At 67.1% G+C, this 18,503-nt stretch carries 16 protein-coding genes; 4 read left to right on the forward strand and 12 right to left on the reverse strand.

The window, feature by feature from the left end:
- Positions 1 to 4 precede the first annotated feature (4 nt).
- Both HV786_RS04820 and paoA read right to left on the reverse strand, forming a co-directional pair.
- Positions 5 to 955, reverse strand: a complete 951-nt coding sequence (locus HV786_RS04820; RefSeq protein WP_175210176.1) for an FAD binding domain-containing protein — start codon at positions 953 to 955, stop codon at positions 5 to 7.
- The gene (gene paoA / locus HV786_RS04825; protein WP_128830182.1) at positions 952 to 1,587 is read right to left on the reverse strand and encodes an aldehyde dehydrogenase iron-sulfur subunit PaoA; all 636 of its coding nucleotides are present in this window, start codon (positions 1,585 to 1,587) and stop codon (positions 952 to 954) included. Before paoA ends, HV786_RS04820 begins: the two co-directional genes overlap by 4 nt.
- A gap of 206 nt (positions 1,588 to 1,793) precedes the next feature.
- Here paoA and HV786_RS04830 point away from each other — a divergent pair, with 206 nt between their 5' ends.
- Positions 1,794 to 2,435, forward strand: a complete 642-nt coding sequence (locus tag HV786_RS04830) for a nucleotidyltransferase family protein (protein ID WP_175210177.1) — start codon at positions 1,794 to 1,796, stop codon at positions 2,433 to 2,435.
- Between the two features lie 72 nt (positions 2,436 to 2,507).
- On the opposite strand, the gene HV786_RS04835 is transcribed toward HV786_RS04830, so the two are convergent.
- From HV786_RS04835 to HV786_RS04850, 4 genes are read right to left on the reverse strand one after another with little or no spacing between them, the layout of a single operon-like run.
- Positions 2,508 to 3,683 carry a hybrid sensor histidine kinase/response regulator gene (locus HV786_RS04835; protein ID WP_128829124.1) on the reverse strand — a complete coding sequence of 392 codons (1,176 nt, stop codon included), beginning with the start codon at positions 3,681 to 3,683 and terminating at the stop codon, positions 2,508 to 2,510.
- Between the two features lie 20 nt (positions 3,684 to 3,703).
- Positions 3,704 to 4,324, reverse strand: coding sequence for a chemotaxis protein CheB (locus HV786_RS04840; RefSeq protein WP_152382468.1), 621 nt, complete (start codon positions 4,322 to 4,324; stop codon positions 3,704 to 3,706).
- A complete protein-coding gene (locus HV786_RS04845) occupies positions 4,321 to 5,160 on the reverse strand; it encodes a CheR family methyltransferase (RefSeq protein WP_128829125.1) in 840 nt (279 codons plus the stop codon). Before HV786_RS04845 ends, HV786_RS04840 begins: the two co-directional genes overlap by 4 nt.
- 33 nt (positions 5,161 to 5,193) lie before the next feature.
- Complete coding sequence (locus HV786_RS04850) at positions 5,194 to 8,619, reverse strand: response regulator (protein WP_128829126.1); 3,426 nt, start codon at positions 8,617 to 8,619, stop codon at positions 5,194 to 5,196.
- 314 nt (positions 8,620 to 8,933) lie between these two features.
- On the opposite strand from HV786_RS04850, the gene HV786_RS04855 reads away from it, so the two are divergent.
- Positions 8,934 to 9,392: a response regulator gene (locus HV786_RS04855; protein WP_252870269.1), complete on the forward strand. Its 459-nt coding sequence runs from the start codon at positions 8,934 to 8,936 to the stop codon at positions 9,390 to 9,392.
- Positions 9,393 to 9,411: 19 nt separating this feature from the next.
- Here the strand turns inward: HV786_RS04855 and HV786_RS04860 are convergent, their stop codons facing one another.
- The 6 genes from HV786_RS04860 to HV786_RS04885 form a co-directional block, all read right to left on the reverse strand.
- Positions 9,412 to 10,191 carry a 1,6-dihydroxycyclohexa-2,4-diene-1-carboxylate dehydrogenase gene (locus HV786_RS04860; protein WP_128829127.1) on the reverse strand — a complete coding sequence of 260 codons (780 nt, stop codon included), beginning with the start codon at positions 10,189 to 10,191 and terminating at the stop codon, positions 9,412 to 9,414.
- A 12-nt stretch (positions 10,192 to 10,203) separates the two neighbouring features.
- Entirely contained in the window at positions 10,204 to 11,547 is a 1,344-nt protein-coding gene (locus HV786_RS04865) for an MFS transporter (RefSeq protein WP_424915388.1), read from the reverse strand.
- 88 nt (positions 11,548 to 11,635) lie between these two features.
- Positions 11,636 to 12,571: a catechol 1,2-dioxygenase gene (catA, locus tag HV786_RS04870; protein ID WP_128829128.1), complete on the reverse strand. Its 936-nt coding sequence runs from the start codon at positions 12,569 to 12,571 to the stop codon at positions 11,636 to 11,638.
- 37 nt (positions 12,572 to 12,608) lie between these two features.
- Complete coding sequence (locus HV786_RS04875; RefSeq protein ID WP_128829132.1) at positions 12,609 to 13,754, reverse strand: muconate/chloromuconate family cycloisomerase; 1,146 nt, start codon at positions 13,752 to 13,754, stop codon at positions 12,609 to 12,611.
- A gap of 250 nt (positions 13,755 to 14,004) precedes the next feature.
- Entirely contained in the window at positions 14,005 to 14,967 is a 963-nt protein-coding gene (locus tag HV786_RS04880; RefSeq protein ID WP_128829129.1) for a Bug family tripartite tricarboxylate transporter substrate binding protein, read from the reverse strand.
- An 86-nt stretch (positions 14,968 to 15,053) separates the two neighbouring features.
- Positions 15,054 to 16,196, reverse strand: a complete 1,143-nt coding sequence (locus HV786_RS04885; protein ID WP_128829130.1) for an L-talarate/galactarate dehydratase — start codon at positions 16,194 to 16,196, stop codon at positions 15,054 to 15,056.
- Between the two features lie 224 nt (positions 16,197 to 16,420).
- Here HV786_RS04885 and HV786_RS04890 point away from each other — a divergent pair, with 224 nt between their 5' ends.
- Both HV786_RS04890 and HV786_RS04895 read left to right on the forward strand, forming a co-directional pair.
- Entirely contained in the window at positions 16,421 to 17,410 is a 990-nt protein-coding gene (locus HV786_RS04890; RefSeq protein WP_175210178.1) for a LacI family DNA-binding transcriptional regulator, read from the forward strand.
- A gap of 121 nt (positions 17,411 to 17,531) precedes the next feature.
- Positions 17,532 to 18,479 carry a sensor domain-containing diguanylate cyclase gene (locus HV786_RS04895; RefSeq protein WP_128829275.1) on the forward strand — a complete coding sequence of 316 codons (948 nt, stop codon included), beginning with the start codon at positions 17,532 to 17,534 and terminating at the stop codon, positions 18,477 to 18,479.
- Positions 18,480 to 18,503 lie beyond the last annotated feature (24 nt).

Here is an 18,503-nt window from a genome sequence, read left to right on the forward strand (position 1 = left end):
GGCCTTACGTCCTCGCTTGCGTCAAGACGGCGCCAAGCGCGCGCCGCGCCAGGGTCAGCTTGAAGGCGTTGTCTGGCGTGGGCGCAGCGCCGGCCAGCAGCGCATCGGTCAGGCGCGCCGCGCCATCCGGCAGCTGCGCTTCCGCCGACGCATCGCGCCACGGCTGAGGCGCCACCCCGCCCAGCGCCACGCGCCCGGCGCCATCGTCCTGCACCACGGCGGCCACCGACACCAGCGCAAACGCATACGACGCGCGGTCGCGCACCTTGCGGTAGAAGTGCTTGCCGCCCAGGGGCTTGGGCAGCACCACCGCGGTGATCAGTTCGCCCGCGTCCAGATGGGTCTCGATGTGCGGCGTGTCGCCGGGAAGCCGGTAGAAGTCGGCAATGGGAATGACCCGCCGCGTCGCATCCGGGCGCACCGTCTCGACCTTCGCGTCCAGAACGCGCATCGCCACCGCCATATCGCTGGGATGCGTGGCGATGCAGGCCTGGCTGCCTCCGATCACGGCCAGTTGCCGCGTCACGCCGCCGATTGCGGAACAGCCGCTGCCGGGCACGCGCTTGTTGCAGGGTTGATTGGTGTCGTAGAAATAGGGGCAGCGCGTGCGTTGCAGCAGATTGCCGGCGGTCGTGGCGCGATTGCGGATCTGTGCCGAGGCGCCCGCCAGCAGCGCGCGCGCCAACACCTCGTAATCGCGGCGCACGGTCTCGTGGGCCGCCAGGTCCGCATTGCGCACCATCGCGCCAATGCGCAGACCGCCGTCGCCGGCCGTTTCGATCCGGTCCAGGTCCAGGCCGTTGACATCGATCAGATGCGACGGCGTTTCCACCTCGATCTTCATCAGGTCCAGCAGATTGGTGCCGCCGGCGATGAACCGGGCGCGCGGCTCGCGCGCGGCGCTGGCGGCCGCTTCGGCGTCGGTCCGGGGACGCTCGTACGTGAAGGCTCTCATGCCTTGCCCTCCGCGACGTCTTCGATGGCATCCAGGATGTTGGCGTAGGCGCCGCAGCGGCAGATGTTGCCGCTCATGCGTTCGCGGATTTCCTCGGGCGACAGCAGCGGGCGTTCGTTCAGCGATCCGGTCACGTGGCTGGGCATGCCGCGCGCGGCCTCGTCCAGCATGCCCACCGCCGAGCAGATCTGCCCCGGCGTACAGTAGCCGCACTGGTAACCGTCATGCTTGACGAACGCGGCCTGCAGCGGATGCAGCGCGCCCGGCGTGCCCAGCCCCTCGATGGTGGTGATCTGCTGGCCATCGTGCATGACGGCCAGCGTCAGACAGGAATTGATGCGCTTGCCGTCCAGCAGCACCGTACAGGCGCCGCATTGCCCGTGATCGCAGCCCTTCTTGGTGCCAGTCATGTGCAGGTGCTCGCGCAGCGCGTCCAACAGGCTGGTGCGCAGGTCCAACGCCAATTCGTGGGTGTTGCCGTTCACGGTCAGCGTGACGGTGGCCTTCAGGATTTGCGGCGGCGCGGTGTTCTGGGCAGCGGACATGGCAGGCGTTCCGAATACGGTGGCGGACGCGGCGCCCGCCTTGAGCAGGTTGCGCCGCGAAATATTGATATCAGTGGGATTTTCCAAGGTTGGAACTCCTGTAAGCGTCCGGCGGGCCGAAGCCCGGACATCCAGGGCGGGTTCCCAGCAAGCGGTGTGCCTGACCGCGAGCCGCGGGCGTGACAATGCGCACGGCCGCGTGCATGGCATCCTGGAATTCCCGATAAGATCGTCTTCAACAATCGATGATAGCGACGACAATCGCCCGGCCGCCACGCCAACCTGACAAGAAAATGTTCGATCTCGAAACCAATCCGGACAACGCCGTGCCCTCGCGCTGCGTGGGCATCCTGCTTGCTGCCGGGCGCGGCCGGCGTTATGCCAGCGCCGCCGCGGGCCAGGACAAGCTGCTTGCGCCCCTTACGGACGGCCTGCCCGTGGTGGCCGCCGCCGCGGCGTCGCTGCGCGCGGCCACGACGCGCGTCGTGGCGATCACCCGCGCGGATAACGACCGCGTCGCCGCGCTACTGGCGCAGGCCGGATGCGAGGTCGTGACGATCGATCCGCGCGCCGACGGCATGGGCGACAGCCTGGCTGCCGCCGCGCGCCACGTCATGCAGACCGCTGGCGCCGACATCCACGCCTGCCTCGTCGCGCTGGGCGACATGCCGTGGATCCGCCCGGACACCTGCCTGCGGGTCGCGCAGGCGGCGCGGCTGCATCCGATCGTGGCGCCGGTCTGGCGCGGACAGCGCGGCCATCCGGTCGCCTTTCAGCGGTCGATCTGGCCGGCGCTGGCGGCGCTGTCGGGCGATGTGGGCGCGCGTGCCGTGCTGGCGCGTCATGGCGTGACCGAACTCGCGGTCGAGGACGCGGGCGTGTGCGCGGATGTGGATACGCCGGACGACCTGGCGGCCGCGCGGCGGGACAGCTAATCAAGGGACGGTCCGGCCAGCGATCTGGCCGGCGATCAACCCGGCTATCGGGCCGGAAACCCGCCCCGGCAATCAGGCCGGCGTCGCGTTGCCGACGTGCTGGCCAATCACCGGCGCACCAGCCGGCTCGGCATGACGCGGCAGGGCCACCCGGAAACTCGTCACGTCGTCGCGCGAGTCCACGTTGATGCACCCGCCATGCGAGGTCACGATCTGTTGCGCAATGAACAAGCCCAGGCCCAGGCCGTGATGACCGCCGGGGCGGCGCGCGCCGCTGCGGAACGGGTTGAACAGGTTCGGGAGCAGCTCGGGCGGAATAGTGCCGCCATTGGACACCGTCACGACCACCTCGCACGGGGCCTCGCCATTGACCTCGACGCGAACCGGCGCGGTCTTGCTGCCATGATGCAAGGCGTTGCCGACCAGGTTGGCGATGACCTGGGAGATGCGCGCGCCGTCCCATGAACCCGCCGCGTCGCCGCGGCTAAGCGACTCCACGTGGCGTTCGGGAAAGCCCGTGCGCACCTCGTCCAGCGTGCGCTCGACCAGCGCATCCATGCGCAGGGCTTCCGGCGACAGCGCAAGGCCGCCCGCCTGGCGGATGCGCGTTACATCGAGCAGGTCTTCGATCAGGCACGACATGCGCTCGCTGCTTTGCAGCATGCGCCGCGCCAGGCTGGCCACGCGCTCGTCGTCGCCGCGGCGCTGCAGCACCGTGGCGCCCATGATGATGGCCTGCAGCGGCGTACGCAGGTCGTGGCTCAGGACCGCCATGAACATTTCGTTCACCCGCAGCGCCTCGGTGCGTTCTTCCAGCTGCTGCGCCAGCGCGCGCTTGCGCTCGTGCAACTCGAAGAACACGTTCGCCTTGCTGCGCAGCATGTACGGGTCCACCGGCTTGTACAGGAAGTCCACCGCGCCGCTCTCGTAGCCGCGGAACTGCCAGTTCTGCTCGCGCGAGCCGGCGGTGATGAAGATCAGCGGAATGTGGCGTGTGCGCTCGCTGCCCCGGATCAGTTCGGCCAGCTCAAAGCCGTTCATGTCGGGCATCTGCACGTCCAGCAACGCCAGCGCGACGTCGCCGTGGCGCAGCAGCAGCTCCAGCGCCTGCGGGCCGGATTGGGCCTTCAGCACCTCGACACGGTCGCTGGCAAGCAGCGCCTCGAGCGCAATCAGATTCTCCGGAATGTCGTCGACCAGCAGGCATTTGATGCGGTCGTCGTGGGAAGGGGCTGATGTCGGGATCATGGTGTCAATGCGGTTGGGTTTCAGGGCAGCCGCCTCGTGGGCAACTGCGCGAAAACGGCGGCTATCTCGTCGGGCGTCAGGGCCCGCGCCGCCGGAACCAGCGCCAGCGCGGCGTCCGGCATGGTGCGCACGGGGGCCGACTCGGGCGACTGCACCAGCGTGCGGCCGCCGGCAGCCTGGATGGCGGCCAGGCCTTCGGCGCCGTCCTCGTTGGCGCCCGACAGCAGCACGCCCAGCAGCCGATCGCCATAACAATCGGCCGCTGATTGGAAAAGCACGTCAATGGACGGGCGCGAAAAATTCACCGGCGGGTCGATCGACAGCGCCAGGCGCGGCCCCCGATCCACCAGCAGGTGGTAGCCAGGTGGCGCGAAATACACATTCCCGGGCTGTATCGGCTGCTGGTCCTGGGCTTCCAGCACGGTCAACGCGCAGCGGTAGCCAAAAATTTCCGGCAGCAGGCTGCGCCGGTCGCACGGCAAGTGCAGCACCACGACCACGCCCGCGCGCAGGCCGGCCGGAAGCGCCGGCAGCAAGACATTCAAGGCGTCGATGGCGCCCGAGGATCCGCCGATGACGATCGCATCCCAGGAGGCTGCGGCCTGCGCATCGGCACGAGGGTCCGGTGCGCGCGCGGTCACAGTTCGGCCTTCTTGCGGTAGATGCGATCCGCCAGCACGAAGTCGTCAAAGCCGTCGGCCTGCGCAGAGAACCGCACCGATTCCCGGGACCCCAGTCCCAGGAATCCGCGATGCACCAGCGCATCGTGAAACAGTCCCAGCGCCCGGTTCTGCAGGTCGCGCTCGAAGTAGATGAGCACGTTGCGGCACGACACCAGGTGCACTTCGGCGAACACGCTGTCCGTGGACAGGCTGTGGTCGGAGAACACCATGTGTTCGCGCAGCGCCTTGTCGAACACCACGCGGCCATAGCGCGCCGTGTAGTAGTCAGACAGCGAGCTGCGCCCGCCGGACTGCGCGTGGTTGGCAGTGAAGGCCGCCGCGCGGTCCAGGTCGAAGACGCCCTGCTCGGCCGCGCGCAGCGCGTGCGGATTGATGTCGGTCGCGTAGATCAGCGACCGGTCCAGCAGTCCTTCCTCGTGCAGCAGGATGGCCAGCGAATAAACCTCTTCGCCGGTGCTGCACCCGGCCACCCACACCTTGATCGACGGATAGGTGCGAAGGATCGGCACGACCTCGCTGCGCAGCGCCAGGAAATAGCTGGGGTCGCGGAACATGTCGCTGACCTGCACCGTCAGGTATTGCAGAAGGCCCGTGAAGACGGACGGATCGTGCAGCACGCGGTCCTGCAGTTGCGACAGCGTCCTGCAATCGAACTCGCCCAGCGCGGTGCGCAGGCGGCGTTTCAGCGAGGCCTGCGCATACTCGCGAAAGTCGTAGTGATACCGGTGATAGATGGCATCGAGCAGCAGCCGCTGCTCGATGTCTTCGATGTGCGCCTTGTTCTGTGTCGGCATGGGCGTGATCGCTGTGTCCTGATCCGGTCCGGCCTACTTGCGCATCCAGACGCGCACCAGCGACAAGAGGCGCTCGACGTCCAGCGGCTTGGAAATATAGTCGTTGGCGCCCGCGGCCAGGCATTTCTCCTGATCGTCCTTCATGGCCTTGGCCGTCAGGGCGATGATGGGCAGCCGGCGCCACTCGGGCCGCGCGCGGATCTCGCGCATGGCCGTGTAGCCGTCCATCTCCGGCATCATGATGTCCATCAGCACCAGGTCGACCGCGCGGTGGCCGTTCACGCCGGCGCGGCCCAGCGCATCCAGCGCCTCGCGTCCGTTGCGCGCGATCTCCACGTGCAGGCCGGTCGGCTCCAGGATGCTGGACAGCGCGAAGACGTTGCGCACGTCGTCTTCCACCACCAGCACGGTGCGCCCTTCCAGCGTAGTGTCGCGGCTGCGCGCCAGCTCCAGCATCTGGCGCTGCTGCGGCGGCAGTTCGGCTTCCACCTGGTGCAGGAACAGGGTCACCTCGTCCAGCAGGCGCTCGGGCGAGCGCGCGTCCTTGATGATGATCGACTTGGAGAAGCGGCGCAGCTGCTGTTCTTCGTCGCGCGACAGCGCGCGGCCGGTATACACGATCACCGGCGGGAACGACACGCTGTCCTGCTCGGCCATTTCACGCAGGAGTTCGTAACCGCTCATGTCGGGCAGGTTCAGGTCCATCACCACGCAGTCGTAGGTGGTGTCGCGCAGCAGCGTCAGCGCATCGCCGGCATTGGCGGCCAGCACGATCTCGACGTCGTCGCGCGCCAGCAGTTCGCGCACGCTGTCGCGTTGGCGGTCATCGTCCTCGACGACCAGCACGCGCCGCACGTTCTGCGTGAACTTGGCTTCCAGCCGGTGCAGCGCGTGGACCAGTTCCTCGCGCTTGACCGGCTTGAGCGCGTAGCCCACCGCGCCGCGAACCAGCGCTTCCTGCGCGTAGTCCGCCACCGACACGATGTGCACCGGGATGTGCCGGGTGGCTGGATTACGCTTGAGCTGATCCAGCACGCCCAGGCCGGAAAAGTCGGGCAGGTTCACGTCCAGCACGATCGCGTCGGGCCGCCGCTGGGACGCCAGCGCCAGCCCATCCGTCGCGGTGTGCGCGGTCAGGCAGCCAAAGCCCATCTCGTGCGCCAGATCGGCCAGGATGCCCGCAAACCGCTCGTCGTCCTCGATGACGAGGATGGTGCGGGCGTACGTTTGCGCGGGTTCCGGTTCGGCGGGCTCAGCCGGCGCTTGCGGATCGGCCTGAGAGGTGGCGGGAACGGCGTACGTGGCCGGGGCCGGTTGCGCCGGGATCGCGGGCATCGCGGGCGCAGCGGTCCGATCCTTGGCCGCCGGCTCGGGCGAAATGACCAGCAGGTTCATCGGCAGCAGCAGCGTGAACACGCTGCCCTGCCCGGGGGTGCTGGTCAGCGACAGCGTGCCGCCCAGCAGCTTGGCCAGGTCGCGCGAAATCGACAGGCCCAACCCGGTGCCGCCGTGCTTGCGGTGCGTGCTGCCGTCGGCCTGGCGGAATGCCTCGAAAATCAGTTCGTGCTGTTCGGCGGGCACGCCGATGCCGGTATCGTGCACCGCAAAGGACACCATCCGTCCCGGAGCCCGCGCCACGCGCAGCGCCACGAACCCCTTGTCGGTGAACTTGATGGCGTTGGACAGCAGGTTTTTCAGCACCTGCCCCAGGCGCTGCGGATCCGTGCGCAGGGTGTCGGGCACGTCGCGCGCGATATCCAGCTCCAGCGTCAGCCCCTTCTCGTGGGCCAGCGGCTGCAACGGTTCCAAGAGGCGCTGGAGGGCCGGGGCAACCGCCACATCTTCGACCTCCACCGTCGCCTGCCCGGCTTCGATCTTGGCCAGATCCAGAATGTCGTTGATGAGCGCCAGCAGGTCGCGTCCCGCCGCGTGAATGGTCTGGGCGTACTTCACCTGGTCGGCCGACAGGTTGCCCGTCTTGTTGTCGGACAGCAGCTTGGCCAGGATCAGCGTCGAATTCAGCGGCGTGCGCAGCTCGTGGCTCATGTTGGCCAGAAACTCGCTCTTGTACTGGCTGGCCTGCGTCAGAAGGCGCGCCTTGTCCGTCAGCGCGCTTTGCACGCGCAGGAGCTGCTCGGTCTGGGATTCCAGGTTGAGGTTGGTCTGCTCAAGCTCGGTCTGCTGCAATTCCATGCGCGCCTGCGATTCCTGCAGGATGCGGCTTTGCTGCTCCAGCTCCTCGTTGCTGACGCGCAGCTCTTCCTGCTGGGTCTGCAACTCTTCGGACTGGCGCTGCGTCTCGGCCAGCAGCGCTTCCAGACGCGAACGGTCCATGCCCGCCCGGATCGCCGACGCCAGCATTTCCGATGCGCCTTCGAGCAGGCTGCGCTCGCTCTCGCTGACCGAATGATTGAAGCCCAGCTCGATCACGGCGTACACGCGCTCATACTGCATGGCCGGCGCCACCACCAGTTCGGTCGGCGTCGAGCGCCCCGTGGCCGACGACACTTCCAGATGGCCGGCAGGGACGTTGCGCACGTGCAGCAGCTTGCGCGACGTGGCCGACTGACCGGCCAGGCCCTGCGCCAGCGGGATTTTCTGCGGCAGCCGCTCGGGCGGCAGCGCATAGCCGCCAAAAAGCTCCAGGTCGTCACCGTTGACGACATACCCCGCGCCGACGCTGGCATGCAGGTACTCGGCCAGGTAATCCAGCGCCCGCCTGCCGATTTCATCCAGGCGCAGGTCGCCCCGCAGCCGCATGCTGAGACCGGACAGGCCCGTCGTCACCCACGCCTGCCGCGCCTTGATGCGGTATTCGCGGATGGTCATGCCGGCCGAGGCCAGGATCAGGGCCAGCAGCACCAGCGCGCCGCTCCACGAGTAGTAGGTCGACGTCGTCGAGGCCTGGTTCCACGCATTGCGCTCGCGCTGGATCTGATCCATCTGCAGGGCGTAAAGCTCGCCGACCAGATCGCGCAGCCGGTCCATGGCGTCCTTGCCCGAATCGGTCCGCACCACCGCCATCGCGCCCTCGGCGTCGCCCGCCTTGCGCATTTCGATGGTGTTGTTCAGTTCGCTCAGCTTTTGCTGCGTGATGCCGGCGATGTCATTGGCGATCCGGCGCTGCGCGGTATTGTCATTCGCGGTCTCCTTCACGACCGACAACCGCTGCTCGATCAGCGGCACGGAACGCACGTAGGGTTCCAGATAAGCCGGGTCGCCCGTCAGCAGATATCCCCGCTGGCCGATCTCGGCGTCTTTCAAGGCGGAATTGAACAGGCTGAGCTGGCGCAGCGACTCGGTGGCGCGGTCCATGGCCTGGACGGCCCGCGCCCGGGTGTCCGCGGACCGGACGTTGACGAAGGCGATGACCAGTGTGGCCACCGCCGCCAATACGAATCCGGCCATCAGAGTGCGAGGAAAGGCAAGGCGGCTGGCGGGCTGCGGCGATTTCAGCATGAAGTCGATTTACCAAATCTTGAAAGGCGCGCGAATTGCGCAATGCGAGGGTCCGAAGGATTATGCGGATTAAAAAAACCATAGAAATCCTTCGAACTGTGGAACTATACAGGTACCTGCGGCGCGATGGTTGCGTATGGATACAACTACGACACCCTATCCGCCCGGGCATGCCCTAGGATTTCGCCTGCACGCACTGCCCCCTACTCGCGGCTGCCGCCTAGCCCGGCATGGCCCGGTCCTGCCCGCGTGACCGCGCGGCCAGCCGATGGCGCAGACAACCGAATTCCCAGCCGTCCGCGGCACTGACAATCATGAAGAAAATCCTTTTGGTGGACGACCAACCCACGTTGGTCGCCCTGATGAGCGAGTTCCTGAGCAGCGAAGGCTATGACGTAACGACGCATACCGACGGACTCACCGCGCTGCAGCAGATGATTGCGCTGCGCCCCGACCTCGTCATCACCGATCTGTCCATGCCCGGCATGGACGGCGGCGCCCTCTTGACCGCCATGCGGGAAAACGCCTACCTGCACGAAACGCCCGTGCTGGTCCTGAGCGGCCGCCCGGAACATGAAATGCTGGAAGCCTGTGGCGAACGCGCGGTCCTGATGCGCAAGCCGGCCAACCCGGAAGAAGTGCTGAAGGCGGTGCGCCGCCTGACGCAGGCGGCGCAGCCGCCCTCGCCGGCGCGCGGGGGTTCGGGCCGGCTGACGGCCTCTTTCAGCCGCTTGGGCGACGCCAGCCTGGAACGGCTCATTCAGGCGGCATGACGCCGCCTTACCGGCGTCCTCACCCCACGTGTCCGCCCGCCACGTACATCACCTGACCTGTGATGTAGGACGCCTCGGGCGCCGCCAGAAAGCAGATTGCGGCGGCAACCTCTTCCATGCTGCCCATGCGGTGCATGGGCGTTCCGGCCAGACAATCCGTATACATTTCCTGCTGCCAGATGCGATCCTGCTCCGAAGGCGCTTCGGTGTTGCGCGGGATGGCGCGCACGCCGTTGTCCAGGGCGCCCGGCGCCACGCCGTTCACGCGCACGCCGGATTCAGCCAGTTCCAGCGCCATGCAGACGGTGGCGGCGTGCACGCCGCCCTTGGACGCGGAATACGGCACGCGGTAAATACCGCGGGTGGCGTTTGAGCCCACGTTCACGATGGCGCCCCGGCCCTGTTTGCGCATCACCGGGATCACCTCGCGGCACGACCACAGCGTGGGCCACAGCGACCGGTTCACCTCCCGCTGCATCTCGTCGGGCGTGTACTCCCAGAAGGGCTTCATCCAGATCGTGCCGCCCACGTTGTGCACCGACACGTCGATCCTGCCGTGTGAGTCCAGCGTGTACTGCACCATTCGCTGCGCGCCCGCATGGGTTTCCAGGTCGGCGTCGATGAACGACGCCTGCCCGCCCGCGTCGCGGATCTCGCGGGCCACGATCTCGCCCAGTTCAGCGGCGCGATCGACCAGGACGACGGTGGCGCCTTCGGCCGCCAGCCGCTTGGCGGTGGCGCGTCCCACCCCCTGGGCGGCGCCCGTGACCAGCGCGATCTGATTTTCAAATCGATTCATGCGGACTCCCCCTCAATGCGCACGCGACAGCTCGCCCGGCGCGGGCTGCGACGACCGGTTGTCCACGGCCAGCACGGCAAGCAGCGCGCCCGCCAGCGGAATGGCCAGCACCATGAAAAAGCCCGACGGTCCGAACCAGCCAAGGAACGTGCCGCCGATGGCCGAGCCGATGATGGCGCCGGCGCGGCCGATGCCGATGGACCAGCCCGTCGCGGTGGCGCGCAGCGCAGTCGGATACGCGCCGATGACCAGATAGTTCAGCGCCAACTGCTGGCCGCCGATGCCCAGGCCGGCCGCGCCAATCAGGATGAACACCAGCGTCCAGTCCGTGCCCGCGTAGCCCAGCCCCAACGCCACCGCAATGCCCAGCGCGAACATCGCGATCAGCAGCGACCGCGTCGACACGCGCGGCATCAGGTAGGACAGCGGAAAGGCGCACACGATAAACACGAGGTTCACCGTGAACGTGCCCATCGGCGCCTGGTCGGCCGGCAAGCCCGCCGCCTTGAGCACCGTGGGCAGCCACGACAGCAGCATGAACCACGCCACCCAATTCAGCAGGTACACCGACCAGATCGCCAGCGTCTTGCGGGCATAGCCGTCGGCAAAGAGCGCCTTGACGCTGGCGCGGATCGTCGCGTCTTCCGGCACCGTGAAGCGCGTGCCGGCCGGCAGCGGCTGGCGCGAGATCTTTGCCAGGACGCGGGCGACATATCCCTGGCCCGCCGCGTCGCCGCGCATGGCCTTGAATTGCAGCGACTCGGGCAGCAGCACGGCCAGCGCCCCAAGCAGCAGCAGCGGCGCCACGCCGCCCACGATGAAGATGCCCTCCCAACCGATCACCGGCAACATGCGCGCGGCCAGCAGGCCGCCAAGCATGGCGCCCGCAGGCAGGCCGAGCAGCACGCCGGTGATCACCGAACCACGATGGCGCGCCGGCGCGTATTCCGCCGCCAGCGCCAGCACGATCGGCGTGCAGCCGCCCATGCCCAACCCCGCGATGAACCGAAGCGTAAGGATGTGCCACGTTTGCGTGGCGCCCGCCGTCGCAAGCGTCGCCAGCCCGAACACCGCCACGCCAATAAGCGCCGCGGGCCGTCGGCCGATCCGGTCGCCCACCAGGCCCAGCGTCATGGCGCCCACCGTCATGCCGACGATGCCCGCCGTCAGGATCGGCGCCAGTTCGCCGGGCTGCAGCTTGAATGCCGCCAGGATCGCCGGCCCGGTGAACGCCATTGCCTGCGTGTCAAAGCCATCGAACAGCGCGATCAGAAAGCACAGGGCAAGGACGCGCCATTGAAAGGCGCCCATCCGTTCCTGATCGATCAGGCTCGGAATGGAGAGGGTTGAGGCCATGAGAGTCTCCCCGGGCTCGCGCGGAGCCCGTTATCGGTATGGGGTATGGGGTGGTGGCGGCATCGCGTCACGGCGATGCCTGCCGGGATCAGGCCTGGGCGGACGCGCGCAGGCGATTGACGATCTGGTTGTCCTTGCCTTGCACAAGGCCCGTGAGCACGACGTCAAAGACGATTTCCTTGTACGCGTCTGCCTTCAGGCCCAGTTCGGCGCCGCCGGTCTTGTCGGTCACCGGCGGGATCAACGCTTCGCGGGTGGCGTAAGCGAAATCGTCCCAGATGAGGGGGTCGCCCTCGATATTGAATTGCGTCGTCAGCTTGCGGTGCTGATCCGCGCTGACAAAAAGGTGCACGTGCGCCGGGCGGTTGCCGTGGCGGCCCAGCGCGTCCAGCAGCTGCTGGGTGGCGCCCTGGGGCGGACAGCCATAGCCGACCGGCATCAGGGTGCGGAACTCATACTTGCCGTCCGGGCCAGTACGCACCGCGCCGCGCAGGTTGAAGTCGGTCTGCGCGCCCGTCGGGTCGAAGTGCGAGTAAAAGCCGTTGGAATTGGCATGCCAGCACTCGACGACCGCATTGGCCAGCGGCTCGCCGCGGGTATCGCGCACGATGCCGCGGATCACCAGCGGACCGGCGTTGGCATCCGGATCGGCATCGATGCGCGACACGCCATCGCGCACCGGCGCGCCGGCCACGTAGAGCGGGCCTTCGATGGTGCGCGGCGTGCCGCCGTCCAGGCCGGCCAGCTTGTCCTCGTGGTCCATGCGCACGTCCAGGTACTTCTCCAGGCCCAGTCCGGCGGCCAGCAGCGCGGCCTCGCCATCGCGGCCAAGCTGATTCAGGTAATTGACACCCGCCCACACTTCATCGGGCGTGATGTCCAGATCGTCGATGGCCTTGAAAAGGTCGCTCAACAGGCGGTTCAGAATCTGCTTGAAGCGGGGGTTGCCTTCGCTGCCATCCAGATTGGTCGCGGCCTTCAGCAGGTCCTGCACTTCCTTCGTGTTGAATACGTCGAGGCTCATGTCTGTCTCCAGTGGGTTATCTGTTTGTTTGGTGCGTTCAGTGTTTCTTGTCCGTGACCTTGACCAGTCCATCGCGCGTGAAGCGCTTGACGCGGTCGTCGTCCAGTGTGATGCCCAGACCCGGGCCGGTGGGCACGGTCAGCTCGAAGTCGCTGTAGTCCAGCGGCTGCGTCAGGATTTCCTCGGTGATCAGCAAGGGGCCAAAGAGCTCCGTGCCCCATTGCAGTTGGGCAAAGCTCGCAAACAGCTGGGCCGACGCCACCGTGCTGACCGCGCCTTCCAGCATCGTGCCGCCATAGAGTTCGATGCCCGCCGCGTCGGCAATCGCCGCCACGCGCTGCGCCGCGAAAAGGCCGCCGTTCTGCTCGATCTTGATGGCGAAGACATCGGCGCCGTGCTGACGCGCGATCTCGAACGCGGTGTCCGGGCCTTGCAAGACCTCGTCGGCCATCAGCGCCACCGGGAACCGGCGCACCAGCCGCGCCAGCGCCGCGGCGCTGGCCACCGGCTGCTCCACCAGCTCACAGCCCGCCTCGGCCAATGCCGGAATCGCCCAGGCCGCCTGCGTTTCGCTCCATGCCATGTTCACGTCTACCCGCACCGAACCGCGGTCGCCCAGCGCGCGCTTTATCGCGGCCACGTGCTCGATATCCGTCTTCGGATCGCGCGCGCCGATTTTCAGCTTGAAGATGCGGTGACGGCGCTCTTGCAGCATCTGCTCGGCTTCCGCAATGTCGCGCGTGGTGTCGCCGGACGCCAGCGTCCAGGCCACGGGCAGCCGGTCCCGGCGGCGGCCGCCCAGCAGTTCGCTGACCGGCACGCCCAGGCGCTTGCCCTGCGCATCCAGCAGCGCGGTCTCCAGCGCGCTCTTGGCAAAGTGATTGACCTTGACGAGCTTGCCCAGGTGCGCCATCAGCGCCTGAATGCGCGTGGCGTCCTGGCCGATCATGGCGGGCGCGAAGTACGCGTCGATCGACAGCTTCATGGCTTCGGGGCTTTCCGGGCCGTACGCCATGCCGGCGATGGTGGTGCCTTCGCCGATCCCCACCACGCCGTCGCTGCAGAACACCTTCACCAGCATCAGCGTCTGGCCATACATCGTGGCCACCGACAGTTTGTGCGGGCGGATGGTGGGAAGGTCTACGAGAGAGGTTTCGATGCGTTCGATGAAGGCTGCGGGCATGGACGGCGGTGTAGAAGAGGTGGTCACACGGCGTTTATAAGAGCCGGCGACTTTGCGCGTCCAATACTTTGAAAATCCGAATTGATACCTTCAAGGCATAAATAAAAAGCCCCGCCTTAGAAGAGCGGGGCCAAAGGCCGATACTTTTCAGGTTATATCGGGCTGGAAGCGGGACGGGAGCGATCAGGCCTGAGCACGGTGCGGACCACCCTCTCGGGGACCGCCTCCTCCCCCCCGCCCCCGGGCCGGATCAATTCGCCGTGATCTTGCCCACTTCGATCACCTTCTTCCACCGGGCAAACTCGTCGGCCTGGAACTTGGTGAATTCCGCCGGCGTATTGCCGACGACCTCAAAGCCCAGTTCCAGCAGACGTGGTTTGACCGAAGGGTCGTTCAGCGCCTCGACGATGCCGCCGCGCAGCTTGTCGCGAACGTCGGCGGGCATGTTCTTGGGACCGGCAAACGCCTGCCACGACGTCACGGTCACGCCCTTCAGGCCCAACTCTTCCATGGTGGGCACGTCCGGCAGCAGGGGCGAACGCTTCGCGCTCGTGACTGCCAGGGCGCGCAGCTTGCCAGACTGGATGTGCGTGAGGCTGGTGTTGATGTTGCTGAAGCTGGCGTCGACCTGGCCGCCCAGCAGGTCCACGATGGCGGGCGCGCCGCCCTTGTACGGTACGTGCGTGGCCTGCGTGCCGGTCTCCTGCCAGAACAGTTCGGCGGTCAGGTGGTCAGAGGTGCCGTTGCCCGCCGAGGCGAACGTCATGCGGCCCGGGTTGGCCTTCAGGTACGCCAGCACGCCCTTCAGGTCGCGGAACTGCGAGTTGGCGTTGACCACCAGCACGTTGGGCGCCTGCACGGCCACCGTGATGTATTCAAAGTCCTTGAGCGCGTCGTAGCCGGGGTCCTTGACCAGATGCGGACCGATCACGAAGGGTCCAAGCGACGACACCAGGATCGTGTACCCGTCGGGCGCGGCACGCTTGGCCTGTCCGGCGCCCAGCGTGCCGCCCGCGCCGGGCTTGTTCTCGATCACGAAGGTGGCGCCAAACTTTTCCTGCAGCTTGGGCGCCACCGTGCGGGCGATGAGGTCGGTCGAACCGCCCGGCGGGAACGGCACGATCATCGTGACGGGCTTGGCCGGCCAGTTCTGCGCCTGGGCCGACGCCGTGACGGCCAGGCCGAGTGCGAGCGTGGTGAACCATTTTTTCATGCGGGTCTCCTCTGGGATGGCGTCTGTCGCGCCGGTGGTGTTGCATGCATCCCGCCGCAAGGCCCGCGGCGGGAACAGGAAATGGATCAGATCCGCTTGCCGACCTCGACACGCTCACGCGTCCAGGCGCGCGCCTGATCGCTGAGCGAGATGCCCAGGCCCGGGCGGTTGGGCACCAGCATGCGGCCGTCCCGGATCTCCAGCCGCTCGTTGAACAGCGGCTCCAGCCAGTCGAAGTGCTCGACCCACGGTTCGGTCGGATAGATGGCGGCCAGGTGCACGTGCAGCTCCATCGCGAAGTGCGGCGCCAGCATCGCGCCGGCCTGCTCGGCCTGCGAAAGAATCTTCAGGAACGGCGTGATGCCGCCCACGCGCGGGGCGTCAGGCTGCACGTAGTCGGCGGCGCGGTGGCGGATCAGCTCGCTGTGCTCGGCCGCGCTGGTCAGCATTTCGCCGGTGGCGATCGGCGTATCGAACTGCGCGGCCAGCGCGGCGTGGCCTTCGTGGTCGTAGGCGTCCAGCGGCTCTTCGATCCACACCAGGTTGAATTGTTCAAAGATGCGGCACATGCGCTGGGCCGTCGGGCGGTCCCATTGCTGGTTGGCATCGACCATCAGCGGCACGTCGTCGCCCAGGTGCTTGCGCACGGCTTGGACGCGGCGGATATCGAGCTGTCGGTCGGGCTGGCCGACCTTCAGCTTGATGCCGCCAATGCCGCGCTCGCGCGACGCGCTGGCGTTCACAAGCAGTTGTTCAAGCGGCGTGTGCAGAAATCCGCCCGACGTGTTGTAGCAAGCGACCGAGTCGCGATAGGCGCCCAGCAGCTTGGCAAGCGGCAGCTTGGCGCGGCGGGCCTTCAGGTCGTAAAGCGCCACGTCGAAGGCGGCGATGGCCTGCGTGGACAGGCCGCTGCGGCCCACGGACGCGCCGGCCCAGCACAGCTTGGTCCAGAGCCGGCCGATATCGCTGGGGTCTTCGCCGATCAGGACGGGCGCGATCTCCTTGGCATGGGCAAACTGGCCCGGGCCGCCGGCGCGCTTGGAGTAGCTGAGCCCGATGCCTTCGTCGCCGTTTTCGGTCTGCACTTCGACGAACAGCATGGCGACCTCGGTCATCGGCTTTTGCCGGCCGGTCAGCACTTTCGCGTCGCTGATCGGGGTAGCCAGCGGCAGATAGCAGGACGAGATGCGCATCCAGGCGATGCGGTCGGCGGGGATTGGGGCGGTCATGGAAGTCTCCAGGTGTCTTGAATGGGCATTGCAGGCAGCAGGCGCTGGGATGTCCAATCCAATGGACAACGTTGTCATTCGTGGCCCAATAAAAAGCGCCGGGATGCGGAGCCTTGCTGGCGGCGGCGATGAGAACGTGGCAGCTGGCGGTCATGATAACGTTGTCCAAAATTCACGGCAAGCCGCGCTGCGATCCGTACATACCCGTACTATCCTTCCATCCCATGAAGCCCAAGTCCATCACCCTGCATGACGTCGCCCGAGCCGCTGGCGTGTCGCTCATCACCGCCTCGCGCGCGCTCGGCAACCCGGGGCGCGTCTCCGAGGCCACCATCGCAAAAGTCCAGCAGGCCGTCACGGAAACGGGCTACATCCCGAACTTGCTGGCCGGCGGCCTGAAGTCGCGGCGCAGCCACACCGTCGCGGCGCTGGTTCCGATCATCTCGGTGCCGCAGTTCCTGCCCACCATCGAAGCCTTGACCGCCGAGCTCGACCGCGACGGCTACCAGCTCATCCTGGGGCAGATGGGCTATGACCGTGGCCGCGAGGAAGCCCTGCTCAATGCCATGGCGGGACGCCGGGTCGACGGCGTCGTCGTCGCCGGCCTGCTGAGCGACATACCGGCCGCGCACCGCCTGCGCGAAATCGGCATCCCCGTCGTCGAGACCTGGGACCTGACCGGGCACCCCCTCGACATGCTGGTGGGTTTTTCGCACCGGCGGGTGGGTAACGCCGTGGCCGAATTCTTCCTGTCCAAGGGATGGCGCAACGTGGGGCTGGCAACCGGCGACGACCAGCGCGCCGCCGTGCGCCGCGCGGGCTTTCTGGAAACCTTGGGCCACGACGTGCCCACGGCCGTGGTGCCGGCGCCCAGCAATGTGGCTTCCGGCCGGCGCGCCGCCGCCGAACTGTTCGACAAGGCGCCCGGCCTGCAGGCCATTTTCTGTAGCGCCGACGCGCTTGCCGAAGGCGTGCTGACCGAAGCGCGCGTGCGCGGCCTGCGCGTGCCGCAGGACCTGGCGGTCTGCGGGTTCGGCGGCGCCGACTTCGCCGCGCACCTGGCGCCGTCGCTGACCACCGTGCAGGTCGACGGCGCGAACATCGGCGCGCAGGCCGCGCGCATCCTGATGGCGCGCTGCCGCGGCGAGAGCATGCAGGAGCGCATCATCGACGTGGGTTTCCAGATCGTCGAACGCGAGTCGACGGGCGGCTAACCCCGCGATCACGGCGGGCGCGGGTCGAATGTCGACATTCCCCGGATCGCGTCCCCCCATTCCCGCCACCACATGCTTCGGGCTACAGTGCCCGTTCATCGGAATCCACGAAGGATCGAGCATGGCCGACGACAGCACGCTTCTCAATGACAACGCGGTGTACAGGACTTTGCTGGAATCGACCAAGGCTATTCCCTGGAAGATCGATTGGGCCACCATGAAGTTCGCCTACATCGGCCCCCAGATCGAAGCATTGCTGGGCTGGCGCGCCGACAGCTGGGTCAGCGTCGAGGACTGGGCCATGCGCATGCACCCCGAGGATCGGGAGTACGTGGTGAACTTCTGCGTCTCGCAATCCCAGGCCGGCATCGACCATGAGGCCGACTACCGGGCGCTGACTCGCGACAACGGATACGTCTGGATCCGCGACGTGGTTCACGTCGTGCGCACGGAAAGCGGAGAGCCCGAGGCCTTGATCGGCTTCATGTTCGACATCACCGAACGCAAGAAAACCGAGGAAAAGCTGCTCAGCCTGCAGAAAGAGCTGGAAGTGCTGTCATTCAAGGATGGCTTGACCAACATCGCCAACCGGCGGCGCTTCGACAGCAGTTTCGATCTGGAATGGGAGCGGGCGCGCAGCGAGGGTCAGCCCCTGTCGGTACTGCTCTTCGACGTCGATTTCTTCAAGCAGTACAACGACCTGTATGGCCACACGCAGGGCGACAAGTGCCTGATCGAAATCGCCGAGACGCTGAGCCTGGCGCTGGACGGGCCGCGCGACCTGGTTGCGCGCTACGGCGGAGAGGAATTCGTGGTGCTGCTGCCCGAGGCCGACGCCGAGGTCGCCCGCAAGGTCGCCGAACGCTGCCAGCGCCAGCTTCAAAAAAAGGCCATCGTCCACGCGCTGTCCCCGCACGGCAGGCGCGTCACGGTCAGCGCCGGCGCGGGCACGGTGTCGCCGGCCGGCCCGGTGACGGCGGCCGATTTCATCAAGGGCGTGGATCAGGCGCTGTACCTGGCCAAGAACAATGGGCGCAACCGCGTGGAGCATGTGCAGGTGGGCCGATAGCGCCAATCCGCCTTTTTCACCCGT

The sequence above is a fragment of the Achromobacter mucicolens genome, assembly GCF_902859725.1.
GTDB classification, from domain to species: Bacteria; Pseudomonadota; Gammaproteobacteria; order Burkholderiales; family Burkholderiaceae_B; genus Achromobacter; species Achromobacter mucicolens.

Coding starts and splice junctions, on each gene's coding strand:
- HV786_RS04820 (WP_175210176.1), bottom strand. CDS start 955: ATGAGAGCCTTCACGTACGAGCGTCCCCGGACCGACGCCGAAGCGGCC.
- HV786_RS04830 (WP_175210177.1), top strand. CDS start 1,794: ATGTTCGATCTCGAAACCAATCCGGACAACGCCGTGCCCTCGCGCTGC.
- HV786_RS04835 (WP_128829124.1), bottom strand. CDS start 3,683: ATGATCCCGACATCAGCCCCTTCCCACGACGACCGCATCAAATGCCTG.
- HV786_RS04845 (WP_128829125.1), bottom strand. CDS start 5,160: ATGCCGACACAGAACAAGGCGCACATCGAAGACATCGAGCAGCGGCTG.
- HV786_RS04850 (WP_128829126.1), bottom strand. CDS start 8,619: ATGCTGAAATCGCCGCAGCCCGCCAGCCGCCTTGCCTTTCCTCGCACT.
- HV786_RS04855 (WP_252870269.1), top strand. CDS start 8,934: ATGAAGAAAATCCTTTTGGTGGACGACCAACCCACGTTGGTCGCCCTG.
- HV786_RS04860 (WP_128829127.1), bottom strand. CDS start 10,191: ATGAATCGATTTGAAAATCAGATCGCGCTGGTCACGGGCGCCGCCCAG.
- HV786_RS04865 (WP_424915388.1), bottom strand. CDS start 11,547: ATGGCCTCAACCCTCTCCATTCCGAGCCTGATCGATCAGGAACGGATG.
- catA (WP_128829128.1), bottom strand. CDS start 12,571: ATGAGCCTCGACGTATTCAACACGAAGGAAGTGCAGGACCTGCTGAAG.
- HV786_RS04875 (WP_128829132.1), bottom strand. CDS start 13,754: ATGCCCGCAGCCTTCATCGAACGCATCGAAACCTCTCTCGTAGACCTT.
- HV786_RS04880 (WP_128829129.1), bottom strand. CDS start 14,967: ATGAAAAAATGGTTCACCACGCTCGCACTCGGCCTGGCCGTCACGGCG.
- HV786_RS04885 (WP_128829130.1), bottom strand. CDS start 16,196: ATGACCGCCCCAATCCCCGCCGACCGCATCGCCTGGATGCGCATCTCG.
- HV786_RS04890 (WP_175210178.1), top strand. CDS start 16,421: ATGAAGCCCAAGTCCATCACCCTGCATGACGTCGCCCGAGCCGCTGGC.
- HV786_RS04895 (WP_128829275.1), top strand. CDS start 17,532: ATGGCCGACGACAGCACGCTTCTCAATGACAACGCGGTGTACAGGACT.